The following is a 25,860-nucleotide window of genomic DNA, read 5'->3' as shown; positions in this document are numbered from 1 at the left end:
TCGCCGCATCCTTGACCTTTCAGGGAATTTCCTCTAATCCCCTTGGCATCCCTTTGGGGATATGACGCCGGGACGCCCGGATAATCAGCGTCCCTTACCCTTCTGCGGTCCGATACCGCATCCACAGGACGCCCATGACCAAATTCTCCGACCTCGCGCTGGACCCGCGCGTGCTGCAAGCCGTGCTGGAAGCCGGCTACGAAACCCCCACCCCGATCCAGGCACAGGCCATTCCGCATGCGCTGGCCGGGCGTGACGTGTTGGGCATCGCCCAGACCGGCACCGGCAAGACCGCAAGCTTCGTGCTGCCGATGATCACCCTGCTGGGGCAAGGCCGTGCCAAGGCCCGGATGCCGCGCAGCCTTGTGCTGTGCCCGACCCGCGAGCTGGCGGCACAGGTGGCCGAAAATTTCGAGACCTATGCCAAATACTCCAAGCTGACCAAGGCCTTGCTGATCGGTGGCGTGTCGTTTGGCGAGCAGGACAAGCTGATCGACCGCGGTGTTGACGTGCTGATCGCCACCCCCGGCCGCCTGCTGGACCATCACGAACGCGGCAAGCTTCTGCTGACCGGCGTGCAGATCATGGTGGTGGACGAGGCCGACCGCATGCTCGACATGGGCTTCATCCCCGATATCGAACGCATCTTCAGCCTGACGCCGTTCACCCGCCAGACCTTCTTCTATTCCGCCACCATGGCACCGGAAATCGAGCGGATCACCAACACTTTCCTGTCGAACGCCGTGAAGATCGAGGTGGCCCGGCAGGCCACGTCCTCCGAAACCATCGAACAGGCGCTGATCCAGATCACGCCGACCCGCAAGGACCGCAGCTTTGCCGACAAGCGCGCCGTGTTGCGGGCGCTGATCCGGGCCGAGGGCGAGGCCTGCACCAACGCCATCATCTTCTGCAACCGCAAGATGGATGTGGATGTGGTGTCGAAGTCCTTGAAACAGCACGGGTTCAACGCCTCGCCGATCCATGGCGACCTGGACCAGTCGGTGCGCACCCGCACGCTGGACGGCTTCCGCGATGGCACGGTGCATCTCTTGGTCGCCTCGGATGTGGCGGCGCGCGGTCTGGACATTCCGGCCGTCAGCCATGTGTTCAACTTCGACGTGCCCAGCCACCCGGAAGATTACGTCCACCGCATCGGCCGCACCGGTCGCGCCGGGCGCAAGGGCAAGGCCTTCACCATCGCCACGCCCTATGACGACAAGTATCTGGCCGCCATCGAACATCTGGTGAAACAGCCGATCCCGCGCGGCAGCCTGCCCGAAGGCTTCGTGCTGGCCGATGCCGGCGAGGCCCCCGCCCCGCGTGAGGGGGGGCGCGATGGCAAATCTTCGTCCAGCCGCAGCCGCTCGTCCTCCAGCCGTGATCGTGGTCCGGCCCGTGAACGCGACGAGCGCCGCCCCGCGGCAAGCGAGGCAGCAGCCCCGGTGGTCGAAGCCGAAGCCGCGCCGCAACCCGTCCGCGAAGAACGCGCCCCGCAAGCCCCGCGTGAAGAGCGTCGCTCGGAACCGCGCCGCAGCGAACCGCGCCGGGATGAGCCGCGTCGCGATGAACCGCGTCGGGACGAACCGCGCCGCGACTATCGCCGGGAAGACCGCGGCGAGCGGGTGCTGGGCATGGGCGACCATGTGCCCGATTTCATCCTGCGCAGCTTCAAAATCGCGGACGCGCCGCAAGACGAGTCGCATGACGCGCCGGAAGCCGAAGAACCGGCTGACAGCAGCGAAAGCTGACCCCGCCTTCAGACAAACGGAAAGGGGCGCAACCGCGCCCCTTTTTCATTGCGATATCAATAAGATCAGCTTTCCATCAACCGGCTGACCACCACCGTCACCTCGGGCTTCTTGCCGATCTCTTCCATCGCCACCTGCCGCGCGATGCGCCGGATCGCCTCGTCCAGCTTCTCGTCGTCGCGCATCACCTTGGCAGGTGCACCGGCCAGAAACTCGCCCAGTTCCTCCTCGATCGCCTCGGCCAGACTGCCGCCGCGCTTGCCGGTCTGCGGCAGGCCCATCAGCTCGACCCAGGCATCGCCCAGGGCCGCGTTGCTTTCGTCCAAGAGCACGGTGATCAGCGCATGACCGTTCAGCGCCATGCGGATGCGGTCGCGCACCACGCCGTCGCGCGCCCCGATCAGCACCGAGCCGTCCAGATAGATCCGCCCGGTTTCGATGTATTCCGCCACCTCCGGCTCGTCGCCCGTCAGGTCGATCATCATGCCGTTGGTCGCCACTTCCGAGGCAATGCCGCCCGCCTCGGCCAGCCGACAATGCTCGCGCAAGTGCCGGTGCTCGCCATGCATCGGCAGCAGCATTTCCGGCTTCAGGATGCGGTGCAGCGTCTGCATGTCGGGCCGGTTGGCGTGGCCGGAAACGTGATACTTGCCCGACGGGTCATCGACCACATCGACGCCCATTTCCGAAAAGGCGTTCATGATGCTGATGACGCCGCGCTCGTTGCCGGGAATGGTTTTCGACGAGAACAGGAAGGTGTCGCCCTCTTTCATCTCCAGCCCCAGATACTTGCCGCGCGAAAGCTGGGCAGTGGCGGCGCGCCGCTCGCCCTGGCTGCCGGTGACGATCAGCATCAGGTTGCCGCGCGGCACATCGACCGCCTGTTCCGGCGGGATCAGCGGCGGGAAATCGGTCAGCACGCCGGAATCCTGCGCGGCCTTGACCATCCGCTGCATCGCCCGGCCCAACAGGCAGACCGAGCGGTCCGCCGCCCGTGCCGCCTCGGCCAGCGTTTTCAGCCGCGCGACGTTGGAGGCAAACGTGGTCGCCACCACCATGCCGCGCGCGCCCTTGATCAGGTCGCGGATCGGCTCGCGGATCGAGGCTTCGGACCGGCCCGGATTGGCCGAAAACACGTTGGTCGAATCGCACATCAGCGCCTTCACCGGGCGTTCGGCGGCGATGGCGGCGAAAGCCTCCGGGCTCCACGGCTCGCCGACGATCGGCGTGGCGTCCAGCTTGAAATCGCCCGAATGCACGATGCGCCCGGCAGGCGTGTCGATGATCAGCGCCGCCGATTCCGGGATCGAATGCGCCACCGGCACGAACTGCACCTTGAACGGCCCCGCCGTCACCACCGCAGGCCGCGGCTCGACCACGGTGATCGCCTCAACGGGATGGCCCGCCTCTTCCAGCTTCATCCGGCCAATGGTGGCGGTGAAGCGGCGGGCGTAGATCTTCGATTTCAGTTGCGGCCACAGATGCGCCAGCGCGCCGATGTGGTCCTCGTGGGCGTGGGTGATGAAGATCGCCTCGATCCGGTCGCGCCGGGCGGTCAGCCAGGCCAGATCGGGCATGATGACATCGACACCGGGGGTGCTGTCCATATCGGGGAAGGTGATCCCCAGATCGACGACGATCAGGCGTTCCTTGTCTTCCGGCCCGTAGCCGTAGACATAGCAGTTCATGCCAATCTCCCCCGCGCCGCCGAGGGGAAGGAAGATCAGGCGGTTGGTGGCCATGGGTTCAGAGTCCTTGTTCGGTCATGTTCAGTTGGCTGACAAGCACGAGACCCTGCATGGTCAGATCGTCCTCGACAGCATCAAATAGCGTTGTGTCCTGCGCAAACAGCGGGGCCAGCCCGCCGGTGGCGATGACCTTCATCGGGCGGTCACGCTCCAGCTTGATCTGGCGCACGATGCCTTCGACAAGGCCGATGTAGCCCCAATACACGCCCGACTGCATGCAGGCCACCGTATTCGTGCCGATGGTGCGCGCCGGTTTCGAGATATCGACATGCGGCAGGGCGGCGGCGGCCATGTGCAGCGCCTCCAGCGACAGGTTGACGCCGGGGGCGATGACGCCGCCGATATAGGCGCCGTCGGTATCGACCACGTCAAAGGTGGTGGCGGTGCCGAAATCGACCACGATCAGGTCGCCGCCATGCCGCGCAAAGCCCGCCACGGTGTTCACCAGCCGGTCCGGCCCGACCGTGGTGCCCTGATCCACCCGCGGCGCCACCGGCAGCCGGCATTCCGGCTTGCCCACCACCAGGGGTCGGCAGTCGAAGTAGCGGTTGCACAGCACCCGCAGGTTGAACACCACCCGCGGCACCGTCGAGGAGATGATGGCCTCGGTGATCTTCGCCTCGGTTTTCGTCAGCATCAGCAGGCTGCTGAACCAGACGAAATATTCATCCGCCGTGCGTTTGTGGTCGGTGGCAATGCGCCAGGTCGCCAGAAACCGCGCGCCGTCCCAGATCGAGAACACCGTGTTGGTATTGCCGCAGTCGATGGCCAGAAGCATGGCGCGCCCTTTCAGAAAAACACCTCGGCGGCCGGAATGGCCACCCGCCCCTCGGGCGTGGTCAGCACCAGCGCGCCGGTGGCGTCCACGGTTTCAAATATACCCGTCCGGGTCTGGGTGCCAGTGCGGGCGCGGATGGTTTGGCCAAGCCGGGCGGCATGCCGCAGCCATTCGTCGCGCAGGGGGGCGAAACCGTAGGTGGTGAACACCGCCTCCCACCGCGCATAGGCCGGGGCGAGGGCATCAAGGAAGGCTTCGGGCGTGATGCGCAGCCCGGTTTCGGCCAGCAAGCTGACCGGGGTTACCGCCCCCGGTTCCACCTCCGCAGGATCGGGGGCGGTCGTCAGATTGACGCCGATGCCGATCACCAGATTGCCCAACCGCCCGTTGGCGCCGGTGGATTCCAGCAAGATCCCCGCCAGCTTGCCGCCGTTCAGCAGCACGTCATTCGGCCATTTCAGCGCAAACACCTGCGGCAGGCCGGTCAGCCCCACCAGCGCCTCGCGCAGCGCCAGTGCGGCGGCAAAGGACCGCAAGGCCACCTGCTCGGGCGGTTCCGCAGGCTGCATCACCAGCGAGGCATAAAAGTTGCCGCGCGGGCTGGCCCAGGGCCTGCCCCGCCTGCCCTTGCCCGCGGTCTGCTCGCCCGCAAGCACCCAGGCCGGCGAGGTCAGCCCGGCAGCGGCCAGCCGAGCCGCCTGCGCCGAGGTGCTGTCAACCGATGCCAGCACATGCCGGGCGACGCCCTCGGGCCAGCTTGCCTTAACGGACAAGAGCTTCGGCTGCCACGGCGGCAATCGGGTCGATGCCGAACAGGTTGATGATCCCCGCCACCATGATCACCGCAGACCCCATCAGCATCAGCCATTGCACCGGCACCATCCGGCTGCCGACGCCTTCGGTTTCCTTGCCGAAATACATCACATAGACGATGCGCAGGTAGTAGAACGCGCCGATCACCGAGGCCAGCACCCCGGCAATCGCCAGCCAGGTCATGTCGGCGTTGATCGCGGCTTTCAGCACATAGAACTTGGCAAAGAACCCCAGCATCGGCGGCAGACCGGCCATGCTGACAAACAGCACCATCACCGCCAGCGCCTTCAACGGCGCGGTTTTCGAGAACATGTTCAGGCTGTCGATGCTGGTGACCGGGGCGCCGTCCCGCTCCAGCGACAGGATGAAGGCGAAGGTGCCGATGTTCATCGTGACGTAGATCGCCATGTAGATCATCGTCGCCTGCACACCAAGCGCCGTTGCCGCCGCCAGCCCGATCAGCGCGAACCCCATATGGGCGATCGAGGAATAGGCCATCAGCCGCTTCAGGTCGCGCTGGCCGATGGCGCCGATGGCACCGATGAACATCGAGGCCACCGAGAGGCCCGCAATCACCTGCCCCCAGTCGCCCGGGATGCTGCCAAAGGCGTCATGCACCAGCCGCGCGATCAGCGCCATCGCCGCCACCTTGGGGGCGGTGGCAAAGATCGCCGTCACCGGCGTGGGCGCACCTTCGTAAACGTCAGGCGTCCACATGTGGAACGGTGCCGCCGAGACCTTGAACGCCAGCCCCGCCAGCATGAACACCAGCCCGAACAGCAGCCCCAGCGGCACGCCATTCGCCACCGACCGCAAGATGCCCGAGAACAGCGTGGTGCCGGCAAAGCCATAGGTCAGCGAGGCACCATACAGGAACAGCCCCGACGACAGCGAGCCAAGCACGAAATACTTCAACCCGGCCTCGGTCGATTTCGGGCTGTCGCGGCGCAGGCTGGCGATGACGTAAAGCGCCAGCGATTGCAATTCGAGGCCCATATACAGCGCCATCAGGTCGCCCGCCGACACCATCATCATCATGCCGACCACCGACAGCGCGATCAGGATCGGGTATTCGAACCGCGCCAGATTGCGGCGGCGCAGGTAGTCCTGGCTCATCACCAGCACGGCGGCGGCGGAAAGCAGGATCGTCACCTTGGCAAAGCGGGCAAACGGGTCGTCGTTGAACATGCCGCCAAAGGCCATGTGCTCGCCACTGCCCGCAGCACCAATCCAGATCGCAAGGCCGGTGAACAACGCCGCCGTCACCCAGGTCAGCAGCGTCGTGGTGGCGTCCTTGCTGGTGAAGGCACCGAACAGCAGCGCCAGCATGGCAAACAGCGCCAGGATCACTTCGGGAAGGACGGTGGTGAAATCGACGTAAGTCATTGTGCGTCCCTCAATTCGTGACCTGCGCTGCGGCGTCGGAGACACCAGGCGCAGTATGATAGTCAGCGACCAGCGCACCCACCGACGGCCCGATCAGATCGGTGACAAGGCTGGGATAGACCCCCAGCAGCAACGTCATCACCACCAGCGGCGCAAAGATCGCCCGCTCGCGGCCGGTCATGTCGGTGATGGTTTTCAGCGCTTCCTTGATCAGGTCGCCGAATACCACCCGGCGATACAGCCACAGCGCATAGGCCGCCGACAGGATCACCCCGGTGGTCGCCACCGCCGCCACCCAGGTGTTGACCTGGAAGATGCCGACCAGCGTCAGAAACTCGCCCACGAACCCCGAGGTGCCCGGCAGCCCGACGTTGGCCATGGTGAAGAACATGAAGATCAGCGCATAGACCGGCATCCGGTTGACCAGACCACCATAGGCGTCGATCTCGCGGGTGTGCATCCGGTCATAGATCACCCCGACGATCAAAAACAGCGCGCCCGAGATGAAGCCGTGCGACAGCATCTGGAAGATCGCGCCATCGACGCCCTGCTGGTTCACCGCAAAGATGCCCATGGTCACAAAGCCCATATGGGCCACCGACGAATAGGCGATCAGCTTTTTCATGTCCGATTGCGCCAGCGCCACCAGACTGGTGTAAACAATGGCAATCACGCTCATCCACAGCACCAGCGGCCCCAGCACCTCGGCGCCCACAGGGAACATCGGCAGGCTGAAGCGCAGCAGGCCATAGCCGCCCATCTTCAGCATCACCGCAGCCAGGATCACCGAGCCTGCGGTGGGCGCCTGCACGTGGGCATCGGGCAACCAGGTGTGCACCGGCCACATCGGGATCTTCACCGCGAAACTGGCGAAGAACGCCAGGAACAGCAGCGTCTGCAAGCCGCCGACGATCTGGAAGCCGCCGATCCCCAGCGTTTCATGCGCGAAGTCGAACTGCATCAGCGCCACCATGTCGGTGGTGCCCGCCTGCACATACATCACGATCATCGCCACCAGCATCAAGACCGAGCCGAGGAAGGTATAAAGGAAGAACTTGAAGGCGGCGTAGATCCGCTCCTTGCCGCCCCAGATGCCGATGATCAGGAACATCGGGATCAGGCCGGCCTCGAAGAACAGGTAGAACAGCACCAGATCCAGTGCGGTGAACACCCCGATCATCAGGGTTTCCAGCACCAGAAAGGCGATCATGTATTCCTTCACCCGCACCTCGACCGGCCAGCAGGCGGCGATGGTGATCGGCATCAGGAAGGTGGTCAGCAGCACGAACAACACCGAGATGCCATCGACGCCCATCTTGTAATGCAGGCCGACGATCCAGTCGTAATCCTCCAGAAACTGCATCCCGGTATCGGCGGGGTCGAACCCCGCCAGCAGGAACAGCGACAGGATGAAGGTGGCCGAAGTGGCGACCAGCGCCAGCCATTTGGCATTGCGCTGCGCTGCCGCATCGTCGCCACGCAGGAACAGCGCCAGAATGGTCGCCGCCACCAGCGGCAGGAAAGTGATGATGGAAAGCAGGTTTTCCATTACTGCGCGCCCCCTGCCAGCACCATCCAGGTGACGAGGACCACAATCCCCGCCACCATGGCGAAAGCGTAGTGAAAGATGTAACCGGACTGCGCCCGACCGGCGAGCCGGGTCAGCATCGGAATAAGGCCAAGGGCCACGCCGTTGATGGTGCCGTCGATCAGGCTGCCATCACCCTGCTTCCACAGGAAGCGGCCGATCGCCTTGGCCGGGCGCACGAAGATCGCGTCATACAGCTCGTCGAAATACCATTTGTTCAGCAGGAACAGGTAGATCGGCCGCATCCCGCGCGCCAGCATCCCCGGCAGTTGCGGCGAGGTGACATACATCCAGAACGCCAGACCCAAGCCCGCCAGCATGGCCACGAAGGGCGCCAGTTTCACCCATTCCGGCACAAGATGCGCCTCGTGCAGCACATGGTTGTCCGGGCCGATGAAGATGCCGCCCTGCGGCGCATGGGCTGCGGGTTCGGCTGTGGCGGTATCAGCCACTACAGCGGGCGCCTCGGTCGCGGCGGTATCGGCGGCGGCGGCGGGAGCTTCGGTTTCGGCGGCGGTCGCCTCGTGGCTGACCGCCTCGCCCGCGGCTTCGTGCTGGGCGGCTTCCATGCCGAACCAGTTGCGCATGGTCTCTTCGTTGCCGAAGAAGGAATTATACCACACCATCCCCGAGAACGTCGCCCCCAGCGCCAGCACGCCCAGCGGGATCAGCATGGTCTTCGGGCTTTCATGCGCGTGCTCATGTGCGTGATGATCGCCGCGCGGCTTGCCCCAGAAGGTCATGAACATCAGCCGCCAGGAATAGAAGCTGGTCATGAAGGCCGCCACCACCAGCGCCCAGAACGCCGGTTGCGAGCCGACATAGGCAGACTCGATCACCGCGTCCTTCGACAGGAAACCGGCGAAACCGATATGGGTGAACGGGATGCCCACCCCGGTGATCGCCAGAGTGCCGATCAGCATCGCGGCAAAGGTCAGCGGGATCTTTTTCCGCAAGCCGCCGTAATTGCGCATGTCCTGTTCGTGGTGCATCGCGGTGATCACCGAGCCTGCGCCAAGGAACAGCATCGCCTTGAAGAAGGCGTGGGTGAACAGATGGAACATCGCCACCGAATAGACCCCAACGCCTGCCGCCACGAACATGTAGCCAAGCTGCGAGCAGGTCGAATAGGCGATCACCCGCTTGATGTCGTTCTGTACCAGACCCACCGTGGCGGCAAAGAACGCGGTGGCGGCACCGACGACGACGATCATGGTCTTGGCATCGGGCGCGTATTCGTAAAGCGGCGACATCCGGCAGACCAGAAACACCCCGGCGGTGACCATGGTCGCGGCATGGATCAGCGCCGAAACCGGCGTCGGGCCTTCCATGGCGTCGGGCAGCCAGGTGTGCAGGAACAGTTGCGCCGATTTGCCCATGGCGCCGATGAACAGCAACACCCCGATCAGATTGGCGGCATTCCACTCGGTCCACAGGAAACTCAGGTTGGTCTGCGCCAGCACCGGCGCTGCGGCGAACACATCATCGAAGCGGATGCTGTCCGTGAGGAAGAACAGCGCGAAAATCCCCAGCGAAAAGCCGAAGTCCCCCACCCGGTTGACCACGAAAGCCTTGATCGCCGCGGCATTGGCGCTCGGTTTCTTGTAATAGAAGCCGATCAGCAAATAAGAGGCGACGCCCACGCCTTCCCAGCCGAAGAACATCTGCACCAGGTTGTCGGCGGTCACCAGCGCCAGCATCGAGAAGGTGAAGAACGACAGATAGGCAAAGAACCGCGCCTTGTAGGCCTGCTTCGGCTCCCAGTTCTCGTCATGTGCCATGTAGCCAAAGGAATAAAGGTGCACCAGCGCCGACACCGTGTTCACCACCACCAGCATGATCGCGGTCAGCCGGTCCAGCCGGATCGCCCATTCGACATCCAGACTGCCAGACTGGATCCAGTTCAGGATGTGGATGTGCTGGGTCGGGCCTTCGAAAGTCAGAAAGATGATCCAGGACAGCAGCGCCGACAGGAACACCGTGGCGGTGGTCAGGACGGTGGCGGTTTTCTCGCCAAGGATGCGCCAGCCGAAGCCGCAGATCAGCGCGCCGATCAGCGGCGCAAGCAGGATGATCATTGCCATGAGGTCAGCCCTTCATCACGTTGGCGTCTTCGACGTCGATGGTGCCGCGGGTGCGGAAGAAGCTGACCAGGATCGCAAGGCCGATCGCCGCTTCGGCCGCCGCCACCGTCAGCACGAACAGGGTGAACACCTGCCCGACCAGATCGCCCAGATGCGCCGAGAACGCCACCATGTTGATGTTCACCGCCAGCAGCATCAGCTCGATCGACATCAGGATGACGATGACATTCTTCCGGTTCAGGAAAATGCCGAAGATGCCGATGACGAACAGCACCGCCGCGACCGTCAGGTAATGTTCCAGTCCCACCATTTCTCAGTCCCTCCGGGCGTGGCCCGTTGTTGTTCTTGTCCCCGGCAAGGCCGGCGTCTTGTCAGCCCGCCGGTTTCAGATCGGGGTAGTAGGTCGTGCAGCCACAGCGCAAGGGCAGCTTCTGGCCGTTCAGATTGATCGCGGCATCGGCCTTGATCCGCAGCAGGTCGGGCATCCCGGCCTTGGTCGCCAGCGCCGCCACCGCGTCAAGCGAGCCATCCCCGGCCTGCACCGCCGCCGCCACCTGATCTTCCAGAAGCGCCGCCGCAGTCTTGGTGCCTTCAAGGTCCATCAGGCTCCAGCGCGTCGGCCCGGCCACGGCGGCAAGGCCTGCGTTGCAATCCAGCACCACCAGATTTTCCTCTGCGCCACAGGCGGTGCCGTCAAAGGCCACCTGGCTCAGGAAGCCATGCCCCAGATCGCGGATGCTGCCCAGACCCACCGTGCGGTATTCCGACAGGTTATAGGCAATCGCACAGCCCTCGCCGCGCATCGGCGTGGCCGAAGCCACCACCGGCATGGGCGAGCAGGCCAGTGCCGGGGTGGCGGCCATCAGTGCAACAGCAAGGGCGGCAAGTGTTTTCACAGCCCCTGCCCCGGTTTGATGTCCTTGATTTCCATGGTCTTGGCCGGGTCGCGCCACATCTGGTGCAGCACGTTCTGCCGCTTGATGTCCTTGCGGTGCCGCAGCGTCAGCAGGATCGCCCCGATCATCGCCACCAGAAGGATCAGCCCGGCGGCCTGGAACAGGTAGATATACTTGTCATAGATCAACAGCCCCAGCGCCCGGGTGTTTTCCACCTGGCCCGGATCGGGCGCCACCGCCTGCCGCATCGCCACCGCGCCGTCGGCCTGCACCCAGACAAACAGCGCCATGCTGAATTCCAAGAGCAACACCACCCCGAAGGCCAGCCCGATCGGCAAATAGCGCGTCATCTTGCCCCGAAGGGCGGCAAAGTCGATGTCGAGCATCATCACCACGAACAGGAACAGCACCGCCACAGCGCCGACATAGACGATCATCAACAGCATCGCCACGAACTCGGCGCCCAAGAGCACGAAGAGGCCAGCGGTCGAGATGAAGGCCAGGATCAGCCACAGCACCGAATGGACCGGGTTGCGCGACACCGTGACCAGCAGCGCCGAAGTCAGGGTGACGAAGGCAAACAGGTAAAAGGCGTAGTCCGCAACGTTCATGCCTTGTCCTCCTCGGTTTCGCTGAATACGCCCTGGGCGATTTCCAGCGCCTTCTGCATGGCGGGAAGGCCGCCGAACATGCTCATCTGCCAGATCACTTCCGCCACCTCGCGCTTGGTGGCGCCGGCGGTCAGTGCCTGCCGGATGGTCAGCCGCAACTGCGCATCGGCCTGCGCCCCCAGCACGGTCAGCGCGGCGATGGTCACCAGAAGGCGGGTGCGCGCGTCGAGGCCTTCGGGGTTGAAGGTCTTGCCGAACCACGCCTCCAGCATTTCCTTGGGCATGGTCGGGAACAGCTTTTCGAAGCCCTTGACGTCAAAGCCTTCCAGCGCCGGGGCGAAGGCCTTGGCCATCTGCTGACCCTGCTCGAACATCTGGCGGAAGATCTGGTTGAATGCATCGTTCATCTGTAGGGCGCGTCCATTTCAAGGTTGCGGGCGATCTCGGCTTCCCATTGCGCGCCGTTGGCCAGCAGCTTTTCCTTGTTGTAGAACAGCTCCTCGCGGGTCTCGGTCGAGAATTCGAAGTTCGGGCCTTCGACGATGGCATCCACCGGGCAGGCTTCCTGACAGAAGCCGCAGTAGATGCATTTGGTCATGTCGATGTCATAGCGGGTGGTCCGCCTGCTGCCATCGGCACGCGGTTCGGCGTCGATGGTGATGGCCTGCGCCGGGCAGATCGCCTCGCACAGCTTGCAGGCGATGCAGCGTTCCTCGCCATTGGGATAGCGGCGCAGCGCGTGTTCGCCGCGGAACCGCGGGCTGAGTTTGCCCTTCTCGTGCGGGTAGTTCAGCGTGTCCTTCGGCGCCAGGAAATACTTCATCCCCAGGCCGAAGCCCTTGATGAAATCCCACATCAGGAAATACTTGACGGCGCGGCCGTAGTCGATGTTGCTCATTGCAAGTCCTCACTAGCGCATGCCGATGCAGCTTTCGACTGTTCTTCTCTTAAGGCACGCAACTCGGTCGCACCCATGTCGGTAAGCATCGCCTCATAAACAATATTCGCACGAGGGATATAGCATTCAGCCGACTGTATAATTTCGGCCGCATCCGGAGGACCGTCCATCTTGTAAACGTCCAATTGTGCCGAACTGGGCATTAAGCAACGGGTTAGGTCGAGTGCCCGACCAAGGCTCGAAGCTACATCGCGTCGCTGCTCCGGCCGTAACGGTGCCTTCCCAATTAGGAAGGCATCAAGCAGCGGATACACGGTACTTAGCCACGCACCAACTTGGTTTATGGATTCCCGCGAGGGGTCGAGTTCAAACTCGCCTCCTCGGCCCTGAAAAATCGAAATGCCTGCCGGAACTGTTTCTTCATACGATGCGAGTTCTGCGCCACACCGCGCCAAAACTAAACTCCGCAATGTCAGGCCATCATTCTGTGCCGCAGCACTTGTCGGCACAAGTTGGAGCGATGCGGCGAAGAGCAGCGTGGGCGTTGCAAAGGCTGGGGAAAACATTCCCATTAACCCCCCACCGTCCAGCGTGCCCAAAGCCCGCCCATCACGCCGAATTTCGCCAGGAACGCCACGATCACCACCCAGGCGAGGCTGAGCGGCAGGAACACCTTCCAGCCGATCCGCATCAACTGGTCATAGCGGTAGCGCGGCACGATGGCCTTCACCATGGCGAACAGGAAGAAGAAGAACGCCATCTTGCCGACCATCCACAGCGAGCTGTCGGGCAGGCCGGGGATCGGTGACAGCCAGCCGCCGAAGAACAGCAGGCTCATCAGCGCGCACATCAGGAAGATGGCGATGTATTCGCCGGCCATGAACAGAAGGTAGGGGGTCGAGGAATACTCGACCATGAACCCCGCCACCAGTTCGGATTCCGCCTCCGGCAGATCGAATGGCGGGCGGTTGGTTTCGGCCAATGCGCTGATGAAGAACAGCACCACCATCGGCAGATGCGGCAGCCAATACCAGTTCAACAGGCCCAAAGACCCCTTCTGCGCCTCGACAATCGCCGAGAAGTTCATCGAACCGGTCGAGATGATGATGCCGATGATGATCAGCCCCAACGACACTTCGTAGGAGATCATCTGCGCCGCCGACCGCAAGCTGCCAAGGAACGGGTATTTCGAGTTCGAAGCCCAGCCGCCCATGATCACGCCGTAAACCTCCAAGGAGGAGACGGCGAACACGAACAGCAGGGCCACGTTGATATCCGACAGCACCCAGCCCTGATTGAACGGAATGACCGCCCAGGCCAGCACCGCCAGCACGAAAGACAGCATCGGTGCCAGAAAGAACACCGGACGGTCGGCGCCTGCCGGGATGACGATTTCCTTGACCACGTATTTCAGCGCGTCGGCCACGGTTTGCAGGATGCCCCAGGGCCCCACCACGTTCGGCCCGCGCCGCATCTGCACCGCCGCCCAGATCTTGCGGTCGCCATAGACCAGGAACAGCAGGCTGACCATCACGAAGGTGACGACCAGCATGCTTTGCGCCGCGATCAGCAGCGCCGTCCCCAAGCCCGTCTGGAAAAACTCAGCCATGGTGCCTCACATTCCTCATACCGTCGGTATCCCCTGGGCGCCGCAATCGCGCACCGTCACTTCGGCGTCGATGGTTTTTAGCCCGCGAGGCAGCGCCGGCGATATGGTATAGACCGCATCGCCGCGCCAAACGTCCCCTGATTTCGCCACGTTGGTCCGCACATGCCGCGCGAAGCCGAAACCGCGGATCAGGGCGTATTGCGCCGCCGCACAGCGTGCGTAGGCGGCCACATCCTCGTTGTCGCGCGCGCCTTTCATGGCGACACGAAAGTTGACCAGATCGCCGTCCAGCAGGATGGTCTCGATCCCGTCATAGCCGGGCGCGAAATCGCCCTGCGTCACATCCGCGGTTTGCGCGCAGCCACTGACCGCCAGGGCGGTGATCAGGGTCGCGGCAAGGCTGCGGCTGGCTTGCATCGGTTACTCCGCCGCCATCTGGGTCTTGGCCCGCGCGGCATGGTTGGCCGACAGTTCGGCCATCACGGCGCTGGCACGGGCAATCGGGTTGGTCAGGTAGAAATCCTTGATCGCATTGCGGAAATCGGCATCCGCCGGGGCGCGCAGCGGCAGCGGTTGCCACCGGTTTTCCGGCACCACGTCCACCGCCCCCAGATGCGGGTGGGCGGCGATAAGCGCCCGGCGCAGGGCTGCCAGACTGTCCCAAGGCAAGGTCTGCCCCAGTTCGGCCGAGACCGCCCGCAGGATCGCCCAGTTCTCCTTGGCCTCGCCCGGCGCGAAACCGGCGCGGAACGCCAGTTGCGGCCGACCTTCGGTGTTGACGAACAGGGCGTTTTCTTCCGTATAGGCGGCGGCGGGCAGGATCACATCGGCCCGCATCGCCCCACGGTCGCCGTGGCTGCCCTGATAGATCACGAAGGGGCCAGCGGCGATTTCCACCTCATCCGCCCCAAGGTTAAAGATAACTTCCGCGCCCTCGGTCGCGGCCAGCAGCCCGCCTTCAGTGACAGCCCCCACATCCATCGCGCCAACCCGGCCCGCCGCCGTATGCAGCACCAGCAGCTTGCCGTTGTTGCGCTCTGCCAGCGACATCGCCTGCGCCAGCACCGCCTCGCCATCCGCCTCGTTCAAGGCACCCTGCCCGATGATGACCACCGTGCCCTTTTCCGGCGTGCCGACGATCTGCTGCGCCGCCAGCGCCACCAGCGCCTTGCGCCCGGTGCCGACATGCACATAGTCATAGGTCAGATCGACCGCTTCACCGATCAGTTCCACCGTGGCCCCGCGGGCCCAGGCCTTGCGGATGCGGGCATTCAGCACCGGCGCTTCCAGCCGCGGGTTGGTGCCGATCAGGTGGATCATCTCGGCGCTGTCGAGGTCTTCAATGCTGGCGGTGCCGACGTAAGCCGAGCGGTTCCCGGCAGGCAGCCGCGCGCCATCGGTGCGACATTCGACATGGCCGCCCAAGGATTCCACCAGCAGTTTCAACGAATAAGCCGCCTCGACCGGCACCAGATCGCCCACCAGACCGGCAACCTTTTTACCCTTCACGGCCTTCGCCACCGCCGCCAGCGCCTCGGGCCAGCTTGCCTTGCGCAGCTTGCCATCCACCCGGATATAAGGCACGTCCAGCCGCTGCCGCCGCAAGCCATCCCAGATGAAGCGGGTCTTGTCGGAGATCCATTCCTCGTTCACGCCGTCATGGTTGCGCGGCAGGATGCGCATGACTTCGCGGCCCTTGGTGTCGATGCGGATATTGCTGCCAAGCGCATCCATCACGTCGATGGATTCGGTCTTGGCCAGTTCCCACGGCCGGGCGGTGAAGGCATAGGGCTTGGAAGTCAGCGCGCCCACCGGGCACAGGTCGATGATGTTGCCCTGCATGTTGCTGTCCAAGCTGAGGCCCAGATAGGTCGTAATCTCGGCATCCTCGCCGCGCCCGGTTTGCCCCATCTGCAGGATACCCGCGACTTCCGAGGTAAAGCGCACGCAACGGGTGCAGGAGATGCAGCGGGTCATCTGGGTCGAGACCAGCGGCCCAAGGTCCAGATCATCGCTGGCGCGTTTCGGTTCGCGGTAGCGGCTGAAATCGACGCCAAAGGCCATCGCCTGATCCTGCAGGTCACATTCGCCGCCCTGATCGCAGATCGGGCAATCCAGCGGATGATTGATCAGCAGGAACTCCATCACCCCTTCGCGGGCTTTCTTGACCATCGGCGAGTTGGTCTTGACAACGGGAGGCTCACCATTCGGGCCGGGGCGCAGGTCTTTCACCTGCATCGCACAGCTTGCGGCAGGCTTCGGCGGCCCGCCCAGCACCTCGACCAGACACATCCGGCAGTTGCCGGCGATGGTCAGCCGTTCGTGATAGCAGAACCGCGGCACCTGCACGCCCGCCACTTCGCAGGCCTGGATCAGCGTCATCGCGCCGTCAACCTCGACCACGGTGCCATCAATGCTGATTTTCTTGAGGTTGGTCATTCTATCAATCCCGCTTGAACGTATCTGACGTGGCACTGCCATCGGCAAAAGTCTGATGAATCGTCACACTGCCGCTTTGCAAAGTGAAGGTCACAACTTCATCGTCAGGGTGTGTCCGCCACCGTCCAACAGAACCATTATCTTCAAGAGACGCCCAAACAATTCTTGAGCCTTCCACGCGGCAAACATTCTGCCAGATTTTCCCATCAGTCGGGCGGCGGTAGTTGGTGCCTACCGTACCGTCCAACCGCCTAACCGCTTTGACAATTCCCAAGTCGCGTCCCATCATTTCTGCAATTGCGGCACGGCAAAGAAAAATTTCGTCGTCCGGCGTCGCCTCGACTTCGGTGACCGTATCCGAAACAGCGGCTGATTGCGCTGAAACTCGTTGTTCGGGTCCGCCTGTCGAAGAAAGCGTTTCCGATGCCCAGTTCCAGACCGAACTGACGCCCCAAACGAAGAAGACGACTGGAACAACCAACCAACCACTCAATTTCTGCGTTCCACTCATGCGCAGGCCCCGTTGAATATCCAGTTGCCCGAGGCATAGCGCCCCAAGGCCGAGCCGTCGAACCGGCGGTTCTGCGCAAGGCAGGCCGCTTGCGCCACGTCCTTGGCCAGCTTGCCCTGATCGCGCGCCAGGGCCGCCACCGCCACCGTCAAGCCCGCCACCGGCTGCGCGCCGTTGGCCGTAAAGCGATGCCCCGCAGGCCCCGGCTCGATCCGCGCGGCAAAGCTTGCGCCGTTCAGCGACACCGGCACCGCCACGGGTTCGGCCAAAGGCCGCACCGCTGCCGCAGGCGAGACGCAGGCCGACAGCCCCGCCATTGCCAGAACCAGCCCCGATGTTGCCCTGCCCCGCTTCATCCGCAGAACCCGTCAAACCACCAGTCGCCGGACTTCGGCTCCTGATAGACATATTGCGTGTCGAACCCGTCGGGGTCGATCTCGCGGCCACAGAACTGCGCCAAGGCTGCAATCGCCAGCGCCCGGCTGTCCGGGCTGCCGGAAATGATCACCGTCTCCGCCGTGCCCGATTGCACGATCACGGTCTGGCCGGTTTCGGCGCTGACCGGGGCGATCATCTGCGGCCAATCGCGCATCTGCCGCGCCACCAGCACCTTGCCGCCAACCTTGATCGAGGTGCCGTCCGGCAGCCCGTCGGGCATGCCCACGGGCGGCGCGGCCTGAACACAGGCCGCCAGCAACACCGGAAGGATCAGCGCGCGTTTCATGCCCTACTCCGCCGCCATCGCGCCCATGCGCCCCGATTTCCTCGCCTTGATCCGATCCTCGATCTCCTCGCGGAAATGCCGCACCAGACCCTGAATGGGCCAGGCCGCCGCATCGCCAAGCGCGCAGATGGTGTGACCCTCGACCTGCTTGGTGACCGACAGCAGCATGTCGATCTCCTCGATCTCGGCCTCGCCCTTCACCAGGCGGTCCATCACCCGCATCATCCAGCCGGTGCCCTCGCGGCAGGGGGTGCACTGGCCGCAAGACTCGTGCTTGTAGAACTTCGACAGCCGCCAGATCGCCTTGATCACGTCGGTCGATTGGTCCATCACGATCACCGCCGCGGTGCCAAGGCCGGACCGCTGCTCGCGCAGCCAGTCGAAATCCATGATCGCCTCGTCGCATTGTGCGGCGTTCAGCATCGGCACCGACGAGCCACCCGGGATCACCGCCTTCAGGTTCTTCCAGCCGCCGCGCACACCGCCGCAATGCTTGTCCAGCAACTCGCGCAACGGGATCGACATCGCCTCCTCGACCACGCAGGGGTTCACCACATGGCCCGAGATGCCGAACAGCTTGGTGCCGGTGTTGTTGGGCCGGCCAAAGCCCGCGAACCACGAAGCGCCGCGGCGCAGGATGGTCGGCACCACGGCGATGGATTCGACGTTGTTCACCGTGGTCGGGCAGCCATAAAGGCCGGAGGCGGCAGGGAACGGCGGTTTCATCCGCGGCATGCCCTTCTTGCCCTCCAGGCTTTCCAGCATCGCGGTTTCCTCGCCGCAGATGTAGGCGCCGGCGCCATGCACCAGGTAAAGGTCGTAGTTGTAGCCCGAGCCGCAGGCGTTCTTGCCGATCAGCCCGGCGTCATAGGCCTCGTCAATCGCCGCCTGCAACGCCTCGCGCTCGCGGATGTATTCGCCGCGGATGTAGATATAGCCAGCCACCGCCCCCATGGCGAAACCGGCGATCAGCGCGCCTTCGACCAGCGTGTGCGGGTCGTGCCGCATGATCTCGCGGTCCTTGCAAGTGCCGGGTTCGGATTCGTCGGCGTTGATCACCAGATAGGCCGGGCGGCCATCGCTGACCTTGGGCATGAACGACCATTTCAGCCCGGTGGGAAAGCCCGCGCCGCCCCGGCCACGCAGACCGCTGGCCTTGACCTGATCAACGATCCAGTCGCGGCCGTGGGCCAGAAAACCGGCCGTGCCATCCCAATTGCCCCGCTTGCGCGCGCCGGCAAGGCTGCGGTCATGCATCCCGTAAAGGTTGGTAAAGATCCGGTCCTGATCTTTCAGCATGTCGTGCCCTTCGTTGCGCAGGTGCGGGGCATCTGCCCGCACCGGATCGGAAATGTGTCAGTCCGCGTCGTCATCACTCAGTAGTCGTTGGTCTTGGCGCGGATGCGAAAGACCTCCAGCCCCTCGGACCCGATCAGCCTGGCCTGCGCCACCCATTTGTCGCGCACGATCCGGCCCTTGAATTTCGCCATGTTCTGGTCAACCCAGGCCACGTCGGCATCGGTCCAGGCGGCGATCTGGTCAAAGTGGTAGAACCCCAAGCTGTTGCACAGCTTTTCCAGCGCCGGGCCGATGCCCTCGATTTCTTTCAGATCATCGGCCTTGCCACCGCGCGGCGCATCCAGCCGCAGCGGGCCGTCAGCCTTCTTCGGCTTTGCGGCGGGTTTTTCAGCTTTCGGGGCGGCGGCTTTCGGGGCGGCTTCGACCGCAGGGGCAGCCTTCACGGCGGCTGCGGGGGCGGCTTGCGGCATCGCGGCAACGGCGGCCATCGGCGCCGCAGCAGGTTCGGCAACCGGCGCATGCGTCACCGCCGCCGCAGGCACCGGCCTGGCCGAGCCACGACAGAACAGCACCGCCAGCACGGCACCGACAAGGCCGAACACTCCAAGCCCGATGAACTCGGCGCCCGGCGTCGAGATCAGCGCCGGGTCCAGCGCCGTGCGCTGCAAGAACGCCGGGTCCGCCGCCAGCCGCGGCAAGGCAAGCGCCGTGGCCACCCCGGCCATCGCGCCGACGATCCAGCTATTTTCCGTGCAATTCTTCATCTCAGCCTTCCCCCGTCCCTTTGGCGTTTGCCACTATTTTCAGTCCTGTCCGCTTTCAGTCCTGTCCGCCGTCCTTGCGAACCCGTGCGGCCAGTTTCGGCGCCACTCCCCCCCGGCCCAGCCAGGGCGTCAGCAGCGGCACCTCGGTGCCGTCGATCCGCTTCACCGTATCCCCCAGCGCCACCGCCCGCGCCACCGAGGCGTTGTGCGGTGCCCGACCGGCAGCATGATCCTTCAGCGAGGTCAGCCCGGCCAAAGGCTCGCTGGCATAGCGGCCATTCTGCGGCCCCGGCACCGGCACTTCGCCGTTGGAGAACCGCGCGATCAGCGCCCGCAACCGCTCGGCGTTCAGATCCTCGTAGTAGTCCTTGCCGATCTGCGCCATCGGCGCATTGGTGCAGGCGCCCAGACATTCCACCTCTTCCCAGGAAAACTTGCCGTCAGCCGACAGCGTATGCGGCTTGTCGGCAATCAGCTCGCGGCAGACCGCGATCAGGTCTTCGGCACCGCAGATCAGGCAGGAGGTGGTGCCGCAAATCTGGATATTTGCCACCGAACCAACGGGTTGCAACTGGAACATGAAGTAGAAGGTGGCGACTTCCAAGGCCCGGATATAGGCCATGCCCAGCATGTCGGCGACGTGTTCAATGGCCGGACGCGACAGCCAGCCTTCCTGCTCCTGCGCGCGCCACAGCAGCGGAATGATCGCCGAAGCCTGACGCCCCGCCGGATATTTCGACACCTGCCCCTCGGCCCAGGCCTGATTGGCAGGGGTGAAGGCGAACGAGGCAGGCTGGGTGTGGTGCAGACGGCGCAGCATGAATTTATCCTGCCATTTCAGATACAAAGGCCAACGGGGTGCAACGGGACATCAGCGGTCGATCTCCCCGAACACCACGTCGATGGTGGCCATGATCGCGGCCACATCGGCCAATTGATGCCCCGCGGCCATGAAATCCATCGCCTGCAGATGCGCATAGCCCGGCGCGCGCAGCTTGATGCGGTAGGGTTTGTTGCTGCCGTCCGACACCAGATAGACGCCGAACTCGCCCTTCGGCGCCTCGACCGCGGCATAGATCTGGCCGGCGGGCACGTGGAAGCCTTCGGTATAAAGCTTGAAGTGATGGATCAGGGCTTCCATCGAGGTCTTCATCTCGCCGCGTTTCGGCGGGGTGATCTTGCCGCGGGCCAGCACCTCGCCGGGTTCGGCGCGCAACTTGGTCAGCGCCTGCCGGATGATCCGGGTCGATTGCCGCATCTCTTCCATGCGCAGAAGATAGCGGTCATAGCAGTCGCCGTTCTTGCCGATCGGCACCAGAAAGTCGAATTCGTCATAACATTCATAGGGTTGGGCGCGGCGCAAATCCCAGGCCATGCCCGAGCCGCGCACCATCACCCCCGAAAAGCCCCAGTCCAGCGCGTCCTGCTGGCTGATGATCGCGATATCGACGGTGCGCTGCTTGAACACCCGGTTTTCGGTCACCAGACCGTCAAGGTCGTCCAGCAGTTTCGGGAACCCGATGGCCCAGGTCTCGATATCGTCGATCAGCCGCGCATCCAGATCCTGATGCACGCCGCCGGGCCGGAAATAGGCCGCATGCATCCGCGCGCCCGAGGCCCGTTCGTAGAACCCCATCAGCTCTTCGCGGGCGGTAAAGCCCCACAGCGGCGGGGTCAGCGCGCCCACGTCCATCGCCCCGGTGGTCACGTTCATCAGGTGGTTCAGCAAGCGGCCGATTTCGGAAAACAGCACCCGGATCAGACTGGCGCGGCGCGGGATCACCGTGCCGGTCAGCCGCTCGATCGCCAGGCAATAGGCATGCTCCTGGTTCATCGGCGCCACATAGTCCAGCCGGTCCATGTAGGGCAGGTTCTGCAGATAGGTGCGGCTTTCCATCAGCTTTTCGGTGCCGCGGTGCAACAGGCCGATATGCGGGTCGGCGCGTTCGACAATCTCGCCGTCAAGCTCCAGAACCAGCCGCAAAACCCCATGCGCCGCAGGGTGTTGCGGGCCGAAGTTGATGTTGAAGTTGCGGATGCGCTGCTCGCCCGTCAGCACATCATGCGAGCCGTCATCATAGCTGTTCTGAATGATGTCGTCGCGCATGGCTCAGGCCCCCTGCTTTTCGTCGCCCGGAAGGATGTAGGCAGCCCCCTCCCATGGCGACATGAAATCGAACTGGCGGTATTCCTGCGTCAGGCTGACCGGTTCGTAGACCACGCGCTTTTGCACATCGTCATAGCGCACTTCGGTATAGCCGGTGGTGGGGAAATCCTTGCGCAGCGGGTGGCCGCGGAAACCATAGTCGGTCAGGATGCGGCGCAGGTCGGGGTGGCCCGAGAACAGGATGCCGAACATGTCGAACACCTCGCGCTCGTACCAGTTGGCGCCGGGGAACAGCGACACCAGCGAGGGCACCATCTCGTCCTCGCGCACCGCCGCCACCAGCCGGATGCGCTGGTTCTGATACATCGACAGCAGGTGATACACCACGTCGAACCGCGCGGCGCGGCCGGGGTAATCCACCGCCGTGATGTCGATCAGTGTCGAGAACCGGCAGGCCGCATCGCCGCGCAGGAAATCCACCAGCCCATGCAGCCGCGCAACGGAAACTTCCACCGTCAGCTCGCCATTCTCGACCGCATGGCCCAGCACGGCGTTCGACTGCTTCAGTTCCAGCAGGCCGGCAAGTTCGTTCAACGCTTCGGGCATGGGGCTTTTCCTTAGCGGGTTATGGTGCCGGTGCGGCGCATTTTGCGTTGCAACTGCAGGATGCCATACAGCAACGCCTCGGCGGTGGGCGGGCAGCCCGGCACATAGACATCGACCGGCACGATGCGGTCGCAACCGCGCACCACCGAATAGGAATAGTGGTAGTAGCCGCCGCCATTGGCACAGCTACCCATCGAGATCACATAGCGCGGCTCGGGCATCTGGTCATAGACCTTGCGCAGCGCCGGGGCCATCTTGTTGGTCAGGGTGCCCGCGACGATCATCAGATCGGACTGCCGCGGCGAGGCGCGCGGGGCAGTGCCAAAGCGTTCCAGATCATAGCGCGGCATCGAAAGCTGGATCATTTCCACAGCACAACAGGCCAGACCAAAGGTCATCCAGTGCAGGCTGCCAGTGCGGGCCCAGTTGATGATGTCCTCGGTCGAGGTCAGCAGAAACCCCTTGTCCGAAAGCTCGCGGTTCAGCGCGTCGGTCGCAACCTCGGCATCAGGCCCCGCGGTATTCGCCCCGGTCATCACGCCCATTCCAGCGCCCCCTTCTTCCATTCATAGGCAAAGCCTACGGTCAGCACCGTCAGGAAGATCATCATCGACCAGAACCCCAGCATCGAGATCTGCCCGAAGGCCACCGCCCAGGGGAACAGGAACGCCACTTCCAGATCGAAGATGATGAACAGGATCGACACCAGATAGAACCGCACGTCGAACTTCATCCGCGCGTCGTCGAAGGCGTTGAAACCACATTCATAGGCCGAGACCTTTTCCGGGTCGGGGTTGCGGATCGCCAGCACCACCGCCGCCAAAATCAGCACCAGGCCAAGGCCGATGGCCAGGGCAAGCAGGATCAGGATGGGAAGATACTCTCGGAGAAGTGCGTCCACGAGGTTGCTCCTTCAGCTGGCGACGGCAAGACGGCCACTGTTGAGGCGCCTGCACTGTTCGGCAACCGTTTATCCCGCCCCCCACCTGCGGTCAACCGACGCAGCCCGGAAAAGCGGCACTTCAAAGGCATCATTCCGGGGAAATTGTATGCGATTGTGCACCGAAATTCATCGGGTGCCGTTTCGCGGGGCGGTGACGGATCAGATTCGGGGCTGATTTGCGGGAATCAGCGCCTCGGCCAGCGCGGGCAGATCGGCGAAACGGTGCAGCAGGGCCTCAGGCTGCATCCGCGCCACGCCCATGCCTTCGGGGCCAAAGCTGACCAGCACCGCAGGCACCCCCGCCGCCCGCGCGGTTTCCCGGTCGGTCACGGTATCGCCCACCAGCAAGGACCGCGCCACCGCCCCGCCCGCCCGGGTGACGGCTGCCACATAGGGCGCGGGGTCGGGCTTGCGGGTGGGCAGGGTGTCGGCACCGATCAGCGCGCCGAACAGATCGCGGATGCCCAGACGGCGGGTCAACGTTTCGGCCAGCCCTTCCGGCTTGTTGGTGCAGATCGCGGTGGCGAAACCGGCATCGCGCAGCGCCTGCACCGCCTCGGCCGCACCCGGATACAGCCTTGTATGGGTATCAATGGCATCCGCATAGGCCAGCAGCAGCACCGGGTATTGTGCGTCCACTTCCGCCTCGCTGCCCTGCCCCAGGCGCTGAAACCCCAGCCGCAGCATCGCCCGCCCCCCCTGAAACGCGGTCAAGGCATCGGCTTCGGGGTGCAGCACATCGCCCAGCCCCAGCCCGCGAAAGCAGGCATTGGCCGCGGCAATCAGGTCGGCACTGGTATCGGCCAACGTGCCATCCAGATCGAATACCACCGTGCGCATCGTCGCCTCCTGTAACCGACTGAAAACTGCCGTGAGGCGCTTGCCCTTGCGCATCGGCCAAACCGGGTTAGAACGGGCCGACCACAAAGAAAAGGTGTGTTGATGACGATTTCCGCCCCGGTATCCCTGATCGTGCTGGCGGCAGGCCAGGGCACGCGGATGAATTCCGACCTGCCCAAGGTGCTGCACAGGCTCGGTGGCGCACCGCTCTTGCATCACGCGCTGGCCGCCGGGCGGGCGCTTGACCCGGCGCGGGTGGTGGTGGTGGCGGGGCATGGGGCCGAGGCCGTGACCAAGGCCGCCCGCACCTTTGACGCAGATGCCGAGGTGGTGGTGCAGGCCGAACAGCTTGGTACCGCCCACGCCGTGGCGCAGGCGGCAAAAGTGCTGGACGGCGAGGATGGCGATGCGGTGGTGCTGTATGGCGACACCCCCTTCATCACCGGCGAGACGCTGGAGGCGCTGCTGGAAGCCCGGGCGCGGCATGATGTGGTGGTGCTGGGGTTTCAGGCCGCCGATCCGGGGCGCTATGGGCGGCTGATCGCGGACGGCGAAGACCTGCACAGCATCGTCGAGTTCAAGGATGCGACAGATGAAGAACGCGCTATAAGCCTTTGCAATTCCGGCGTTGTCTGCGCCGATACCCACCTGCTGTTCGACCTGGTGGCGATGGTGGAAAACCAGAATGCCGCGAAGGAATACTACCTGACCGATATCGTCGGCCTCGCCCGGTCGCGCGGTCTGTCGGCGGGCGTGGTGGTCTGTGACGAGGCTGAAACCCTTGGCATCAACACCCGCGCCGAACTCGCTGCCGCCGAGGCCGCCTTCCAGACCCGCGCCCGCGCCACAGCGCTGCAGGATGGCGTCACCCTGACCGCCCCTGACACGGTGTTTTTCGCCCTTGATACCTTCATCGGCCGCGACGCCATCATCGGCCCCAACGTGATCTTCGGCCCCGGCGTCACCATCGAATCCGGCGCCGAGGTGCTGGGGTTCTGCCACCTGGAGGGCTGCCACATCAGCCGCGGCGCCACCATCGGCCCCTTCGCCCGGCTGCGCCCCGGGGCGGAACTGGCCGAGGATGTGCATGTCGGCAATTTCGTCGAGATCAAGAATTCGGTGCTGGACGAGGGCGTCAAGGTCGGCCACCTGACCTACCTCGGCGACGCCCATGTCGGTGAATTCACCAACATCGGCGCCGGCACCGTGACCTGCAACTATGATGGCGTTGCCAAGCACCGCACCGAGATCGGTGCGCATGCCTTCATCGGCTCGGACACCATGCTGGTGGCACCGGTGACGGTGGGGGCGGGTGCGATGACCGCCTCGGGCTCGGTGATCACCGAAGACGTGCCCGCCGAGGCCCTCGCCCTGGGCCGGGCCAAACAGGTAAACAAACCGGGTCTGGCGACGCGGATGATGGAAAGCTTCCGTGCGGCCAAAGCCGCAGCAGCGAAAGGCAACTAGG

At 64.1% G+C, this 25,860-nt stretch carries 27 protein-coding genes and 1 pseudogene; 2 read left to right on the top strand and 26 right to left on the bottom strand.

Translation table 11 applies throughout. The features are described from left to right. The first annotated feature begins 134 nt into the window (after nt 1-134). Nucleotides 135-1,748 carry a DEAD/DEAH box helicase gene (locus RSW2DRAFT_RS03855; protein ID WP_008028221.1) on the top strand — a complete coding sequence of 538 codons (1,614 nt, stop codon included), beginning with the start codon at nt 135-137 and terminating at the stop codon, nt 1,746-1,748. Nucleotides 1,749-1,813: 65 nt separating this feature from the next. On the opposite strand, the gene RSW2DRAFT_RS03850 is transcribed toward RSW2DRAFT_RS03855, so the two are convergent. From RSW2DRAFT_RS03850 to RSW2DRAFT_RS03735, 26 genes and pseudogenes are all read right to left on the bottom strand, one after another. Continuing rightward, a complete protein-coding gene (locus RSW2DRAFT_RS03850; RefSeq protein WP_008028220.1) occupies nt 1,814-3,490 on the bottom strand; it encodes a ribonuclease J in 1,677 nt (558 codons plus the stop codon). Between the two features lie 4 nt (nt 3,491-3,494). Then, nucleotides 3,495-4,274: a type III pantothenate kinase gene (locus RSW2DRAFT_RS03845; protein ID WP_008028219.1), complete on the bottom strand. Its 780-nt coding sequence runs from the start codon at nt 4,272-4,274 to the stop codon at nt 3,495-3,497. 11 nt (nt 4,275-4,285) lie between these two features. Next, entirely contained in the window at nt 4,286-5,047 is a 762-nt protein-coding gene (locus RSW2DRAFT_RS03840; protein WP_040671509.1) for a biotin--[acetyl-CoA-carboxylase] ligase, read from the bottom strand. Next, nucleotides 5,037-6,473 (bottom strand): NADH-quinone oxidoreductase subunit NuoN, encoded by a 1,437-nt coding sequence (gene nuoN / locus RSW2DRAFT_RS03835; RefSeq protein WP_008028216.1) that lies wholly within the window; start codon nt 6,471-6,473, stop codon nt 5,037-5,039. The genes RSW2DRAFT_RS03840 and nuoN overlap by 11 nt, the downstream gene beginning before the upstream one ends. Before the next feature lie 10 nt (nt 6,474-6,483). Then, nucleotides 6,484-8,022, bottom strand: coding sequence for an NADH-quinone oxidoreductase subunit M (locus RSW2DRAFT_RS03830; protein ID WP_008028213.1), 1,539 nt, complete (start codon nt 8,020-8,022; stop codon nt 6,484-6,486). Continuing rightward, a complete protein-coding gene (gene nuoL, locus RSW2DRAFT_RS03825; protein ID WP_008028212.1) occupies nt 8,022-10,145 on the bottom strand; it encodes an NADH-quinone oxidoreductase subunit L in 2,124 nt (707 codons plus the stop codon). Before nuoL ends, RSW2DRAFT_RS03830 begins: the two co-directional genes overlap by 1 nt. A 4-nt stretch (nt 10,146-10,149) precedes the next feature. Further along, entirely contained in the window at nt 10,150-10,455 is a 306-nt protein-coding gene (nuoK, locus tag RSW2DRAFT_RS03820; protein WP_008028210.1) for an NADH-quinone oxidoreductase subunit NuoK, read from the bottom strand. Nucleotides 10,456-10,516: 61 nt separating this feature from the next. Continuing rightward, complete coding sequence (locus tag RSW2DRAFT_RS03815) at nt 10,517-11,041, bottom strand: hypothetical protein (RefSeq protein WP_156790618.1); 525 nt, start codon at nt 11,039-11,041, stop codon at nt 10,517-10,519. After that, on the bottom strand, nt 11,038-11,652 hold the full coding sequence (locus tag RSW2DRAFT_RS03810) for an NADH-quinone oxidoreductase subunit J (RefSeq protein WP_008028206.1): 615 nt from the start codon (nt 11,650-11,652) through the stop codon (nt 11,038-11,040). The genes RSW2DRAFT_RS03815 and RSW2DRAFT_RS03810 overlap by 4 nt, the downstream gene beginning before the upstream one ends. Next, nucleotides 11,649-12,059, bottom strand: coding sequence for a carboxymuconolactone decarboxylase family protein (locus tag RSW2DRAFT_RS03805; RefSeq protein WP_008028203.1), 411 nt, complete (start codon nt 12,057-12,059; stop codon nt 11,649-11,651). Before RSW2DRAFT_RS03805 ends, RSW2DRAFT_RS03810 begins: the two co-directional genes overlap by 4 nt. Then, nucleotides 12,056-12,550, bottom strand: a complete 495-nt coding sequence (nuoI, locus tag RSW2DRAFT_RS03800; protein WP_008028201.1) for an NADH-quinone oxidoreductase subunit NuoI — start codon at nt 12,548-12,550, stop codon at nt 12,056-12,058. The genes RSW2DRAFT_RS03805 and nuoI overlap by 4 nt, the downstream gene beginning before the upstream one ends. Further along, the gene (locus tag RSW2DRAFT_RS17800) at nt 12,547-13,149 is read right to left on the bottom strand and encodes a hypothetical protein (protein WP_232209642.1); all 603 of its coding nucleotides are present in this window, start codon (nt 13,147-13,149) and stop codon (nt 12,547-12,549) included. Before RSW2DRAFT_RS17800 ends, nuoI begins: the two co-directional genes overlap by 4 nt. Continuing rightward, entirely contained in the window at nt 13,122-14,159 is a 1,038-nt protein-coding gene (nuoH, locus tag RSW2DRAFT_RS03795; RefSeq protein WP_008028200.1) for an NADH-quinone oxidoreductase subunit NuoH, read from the bottom strand. Before nuoH ends, RSW2DRAFT_RS17800 begins: the two co-directional genes overlap by 28 nt. Nucleotides 14,160-14,174: 15 nt before the next feature. Then, complete coding sequence (locus RSW2DRAFT_RS03790; RefSeq protein WP_008028198.1) at nt 14,175-14,576, bottom strand: hypothetical protein; 402 nt, start codon at nt 14,574-14,576, stop codon at nt 14,175-14,177. A gap of 3 nt (nt 14,577-14,579) precedes the next feature. Next, nucleotides 14,580-16,598, bottom strand: a complete 2,019-nt coding sequence (gene nuoG / locus RSW2DRAFT_RS03785; RefSeq protein WP_008028197.1) for an NADH-quinone oxidoreductase subunit NuoG — start codon at nt 16,596-16,598, stop codon at nt 14,580-14,582. Nucleotides 16,599-16,602: 4 nt separating this feature from the next. Beyond that, entirely contained in the window at nt 16,603-17,109 is a 507-nt protein-coding gene (locus RSW2DRAFT_RS17795; protein ID WP_156790616.1) for a hypothetical protein, read from the bottom strand. Continuing rightward, nucleotides 17,106-17,465 (bottom strand): hypothetical protein, encoded by a 360-nt coding sequence (locus tag RSW2DRAFT_RS03780; RefSeq protein WP_008028196.1) that lies wholly within the window; start codon nt 17,463-17,465, stop codon nt 17,106-17,108. The genes RSW2DRAFT_RS17795 and RSW2DRAFT_RS03780 overlap by 4 nt, the downstream gene beginning before the upstream one ends. Continuing rightward, nucleotides 17,462-17,833 (bottom strand): hypothetical protein, encoded by a 372-nt coding sequence (locus RSW2DRAFT_RS03775; RefSeq protein WP_008028193.1) that lies wholly within the window; start codon nt 17,831-17,833, stop codon nt 17,462-17,464. The genes RSW2DRAFT_RS03780 and RSW2DRAFT_RS03775 overlap by 4 nt, the downstream gene beginning before the upstream one ends. Nucleotides 17,834-17,836: 3 nt before the next feature. Next, nucleotides 17,837-19,132, bottom strand: a complete 1,296-nt coding sequence (gene nuoF, locus RSW2DRAFT_RS03770; RefSeq protein WP_008028190.1) for an NADH-quinone oxidoreductase subunit NuoF — start codon at nt 19,130-19,132, stop codon at nt 17,837-17,839. 77 nt (nt 19,133-19,209) lie between these two features. After that, nucleotides 19,210-19,896: a hypothetical protein gene (locus tag RSW2DRAFT_RS03765; RefSeq protein WP_008028189.1), complete on the bottom strand. Its 687-nt coding sequence runs from the start codon at nt 19,894-19,896 to the stop codon at nt 19,210-19,212. 100 nt (nt 19,897-19,996) lie between these two features. Next, nucleotides 19,997-20,716: pseudogene (nuoE, locus tag RSW2DRAFT_RS03760) on the bottom strand (NADH-quinone oxidoreductase subunit NuoE); the annotation flags it as partial. Nucleotides 20,717-20,767: 51 nt separating this feature from the next. Continuing rightward, nucleotides 20,768-22,003, bottom strand: coding sequence for an NADH-quinone oxidoreductase subunit D (locus RSW2DRAFT_RS03755; RefSeq protein WP_008028185.1), 1,236 nt, complete (start codon nt 22,001-22,003; stop codon nt 20,768-20,770). A gap of 3 nt (nt 22,004-22,006) precedes the next feature. Continuing rightward, nucleotides 22,007-22,609: an NADH-quinone oxidoreductase subunit C gene (locus tag RSW2DRAFT_RS03750; RefSeq protein ID WP_008028182.1), complete on the bottom strand. Its 603-nt coding sequence runs from the start codon at nt 22,607-22,609 to the stop codon at nt 22,007-22,009. Nucleotides 22,610-22,620: 11 nt separating this feature from the next. Continuing rightward, nucleotides 22,621-23,154: a NuoB/complex I 20 kDa subunit family protein gene (locus RSW2DRAFT_RS03745; protein ID WP_008028181.1), complete on the bottom strand. Its 534-nt coding sequence runs from the start codon at nt 23,152-23,154 to the stop codon at nt 22,621-22,623. Then, nucleotides 23,145-23,510: an NADH-quinone oxidoreductase subunit A gene (locus RSW2DRAFT_RS03740; RefSeq protein ID WP_008028179.1), complete on the bottom strand. Its 366-nt coding sequence runs from the start codon at nt 23,508-23,510 to the stop codon at nt 23,145-23,147. The genes RSW2DRAFT_RS03745 and RSW2DRAFT_RS03740 overlap by 10 nt, the downstream gene beginning before the upstream one ends. A 201-nt stretch (nt 23,511-23,711) precedes the next feature. Then, nucleotides 23,712-24,392 carry an HAD-IA family hydrolase gene (locus RSW2DRAFT_RS03735; RefSeq protein WP_008028177.1) on the bottom strand — a complete coding sequence of 227 codons (681 nt, stop codon included), beginning with the start codon at nt 24,390-24,392 and terminating at the stop codon, nt 23,712-23,714. Between the two features lie 102 nt (nt 24,393-24,494). Between RSW2DRAFT_RS03735 and glmU the strand changes: the two genes are divergently transcribed. After that, nucleotides 24,495-25,859, top strand: a complete 1,365-nt coding sequence (gene glmU, locus RSW2DRAFT_RS03730; RefSeq protein ID WP_008028176.1) for a bifunctional UDP-N-acetylglucosamine diphosphorylase/glucosamine-1-phosphate N-acetyltransferase GlmU — start codon at nt 24,495-24,497, stop codon at nt 25,857-25,859. Nucleotide 25,860: the final 1 nt, after the last annotated feature.

The organism is Rhodobacter ferrooxidans (assembly GCF_000176015.1).
Taxonomy (GTDB): domain Bacteria; phylum Pseudomonadota; class Alphaproteobacteria; order Rhodobacterales; family Rhodobacteraceae; genus Pseudorhodobacter_B; species Pseudorhodobacter_B ferrooxidans.
This window is presented reverse-complemented; position numbering and strand designations above follow the sequence as displayed.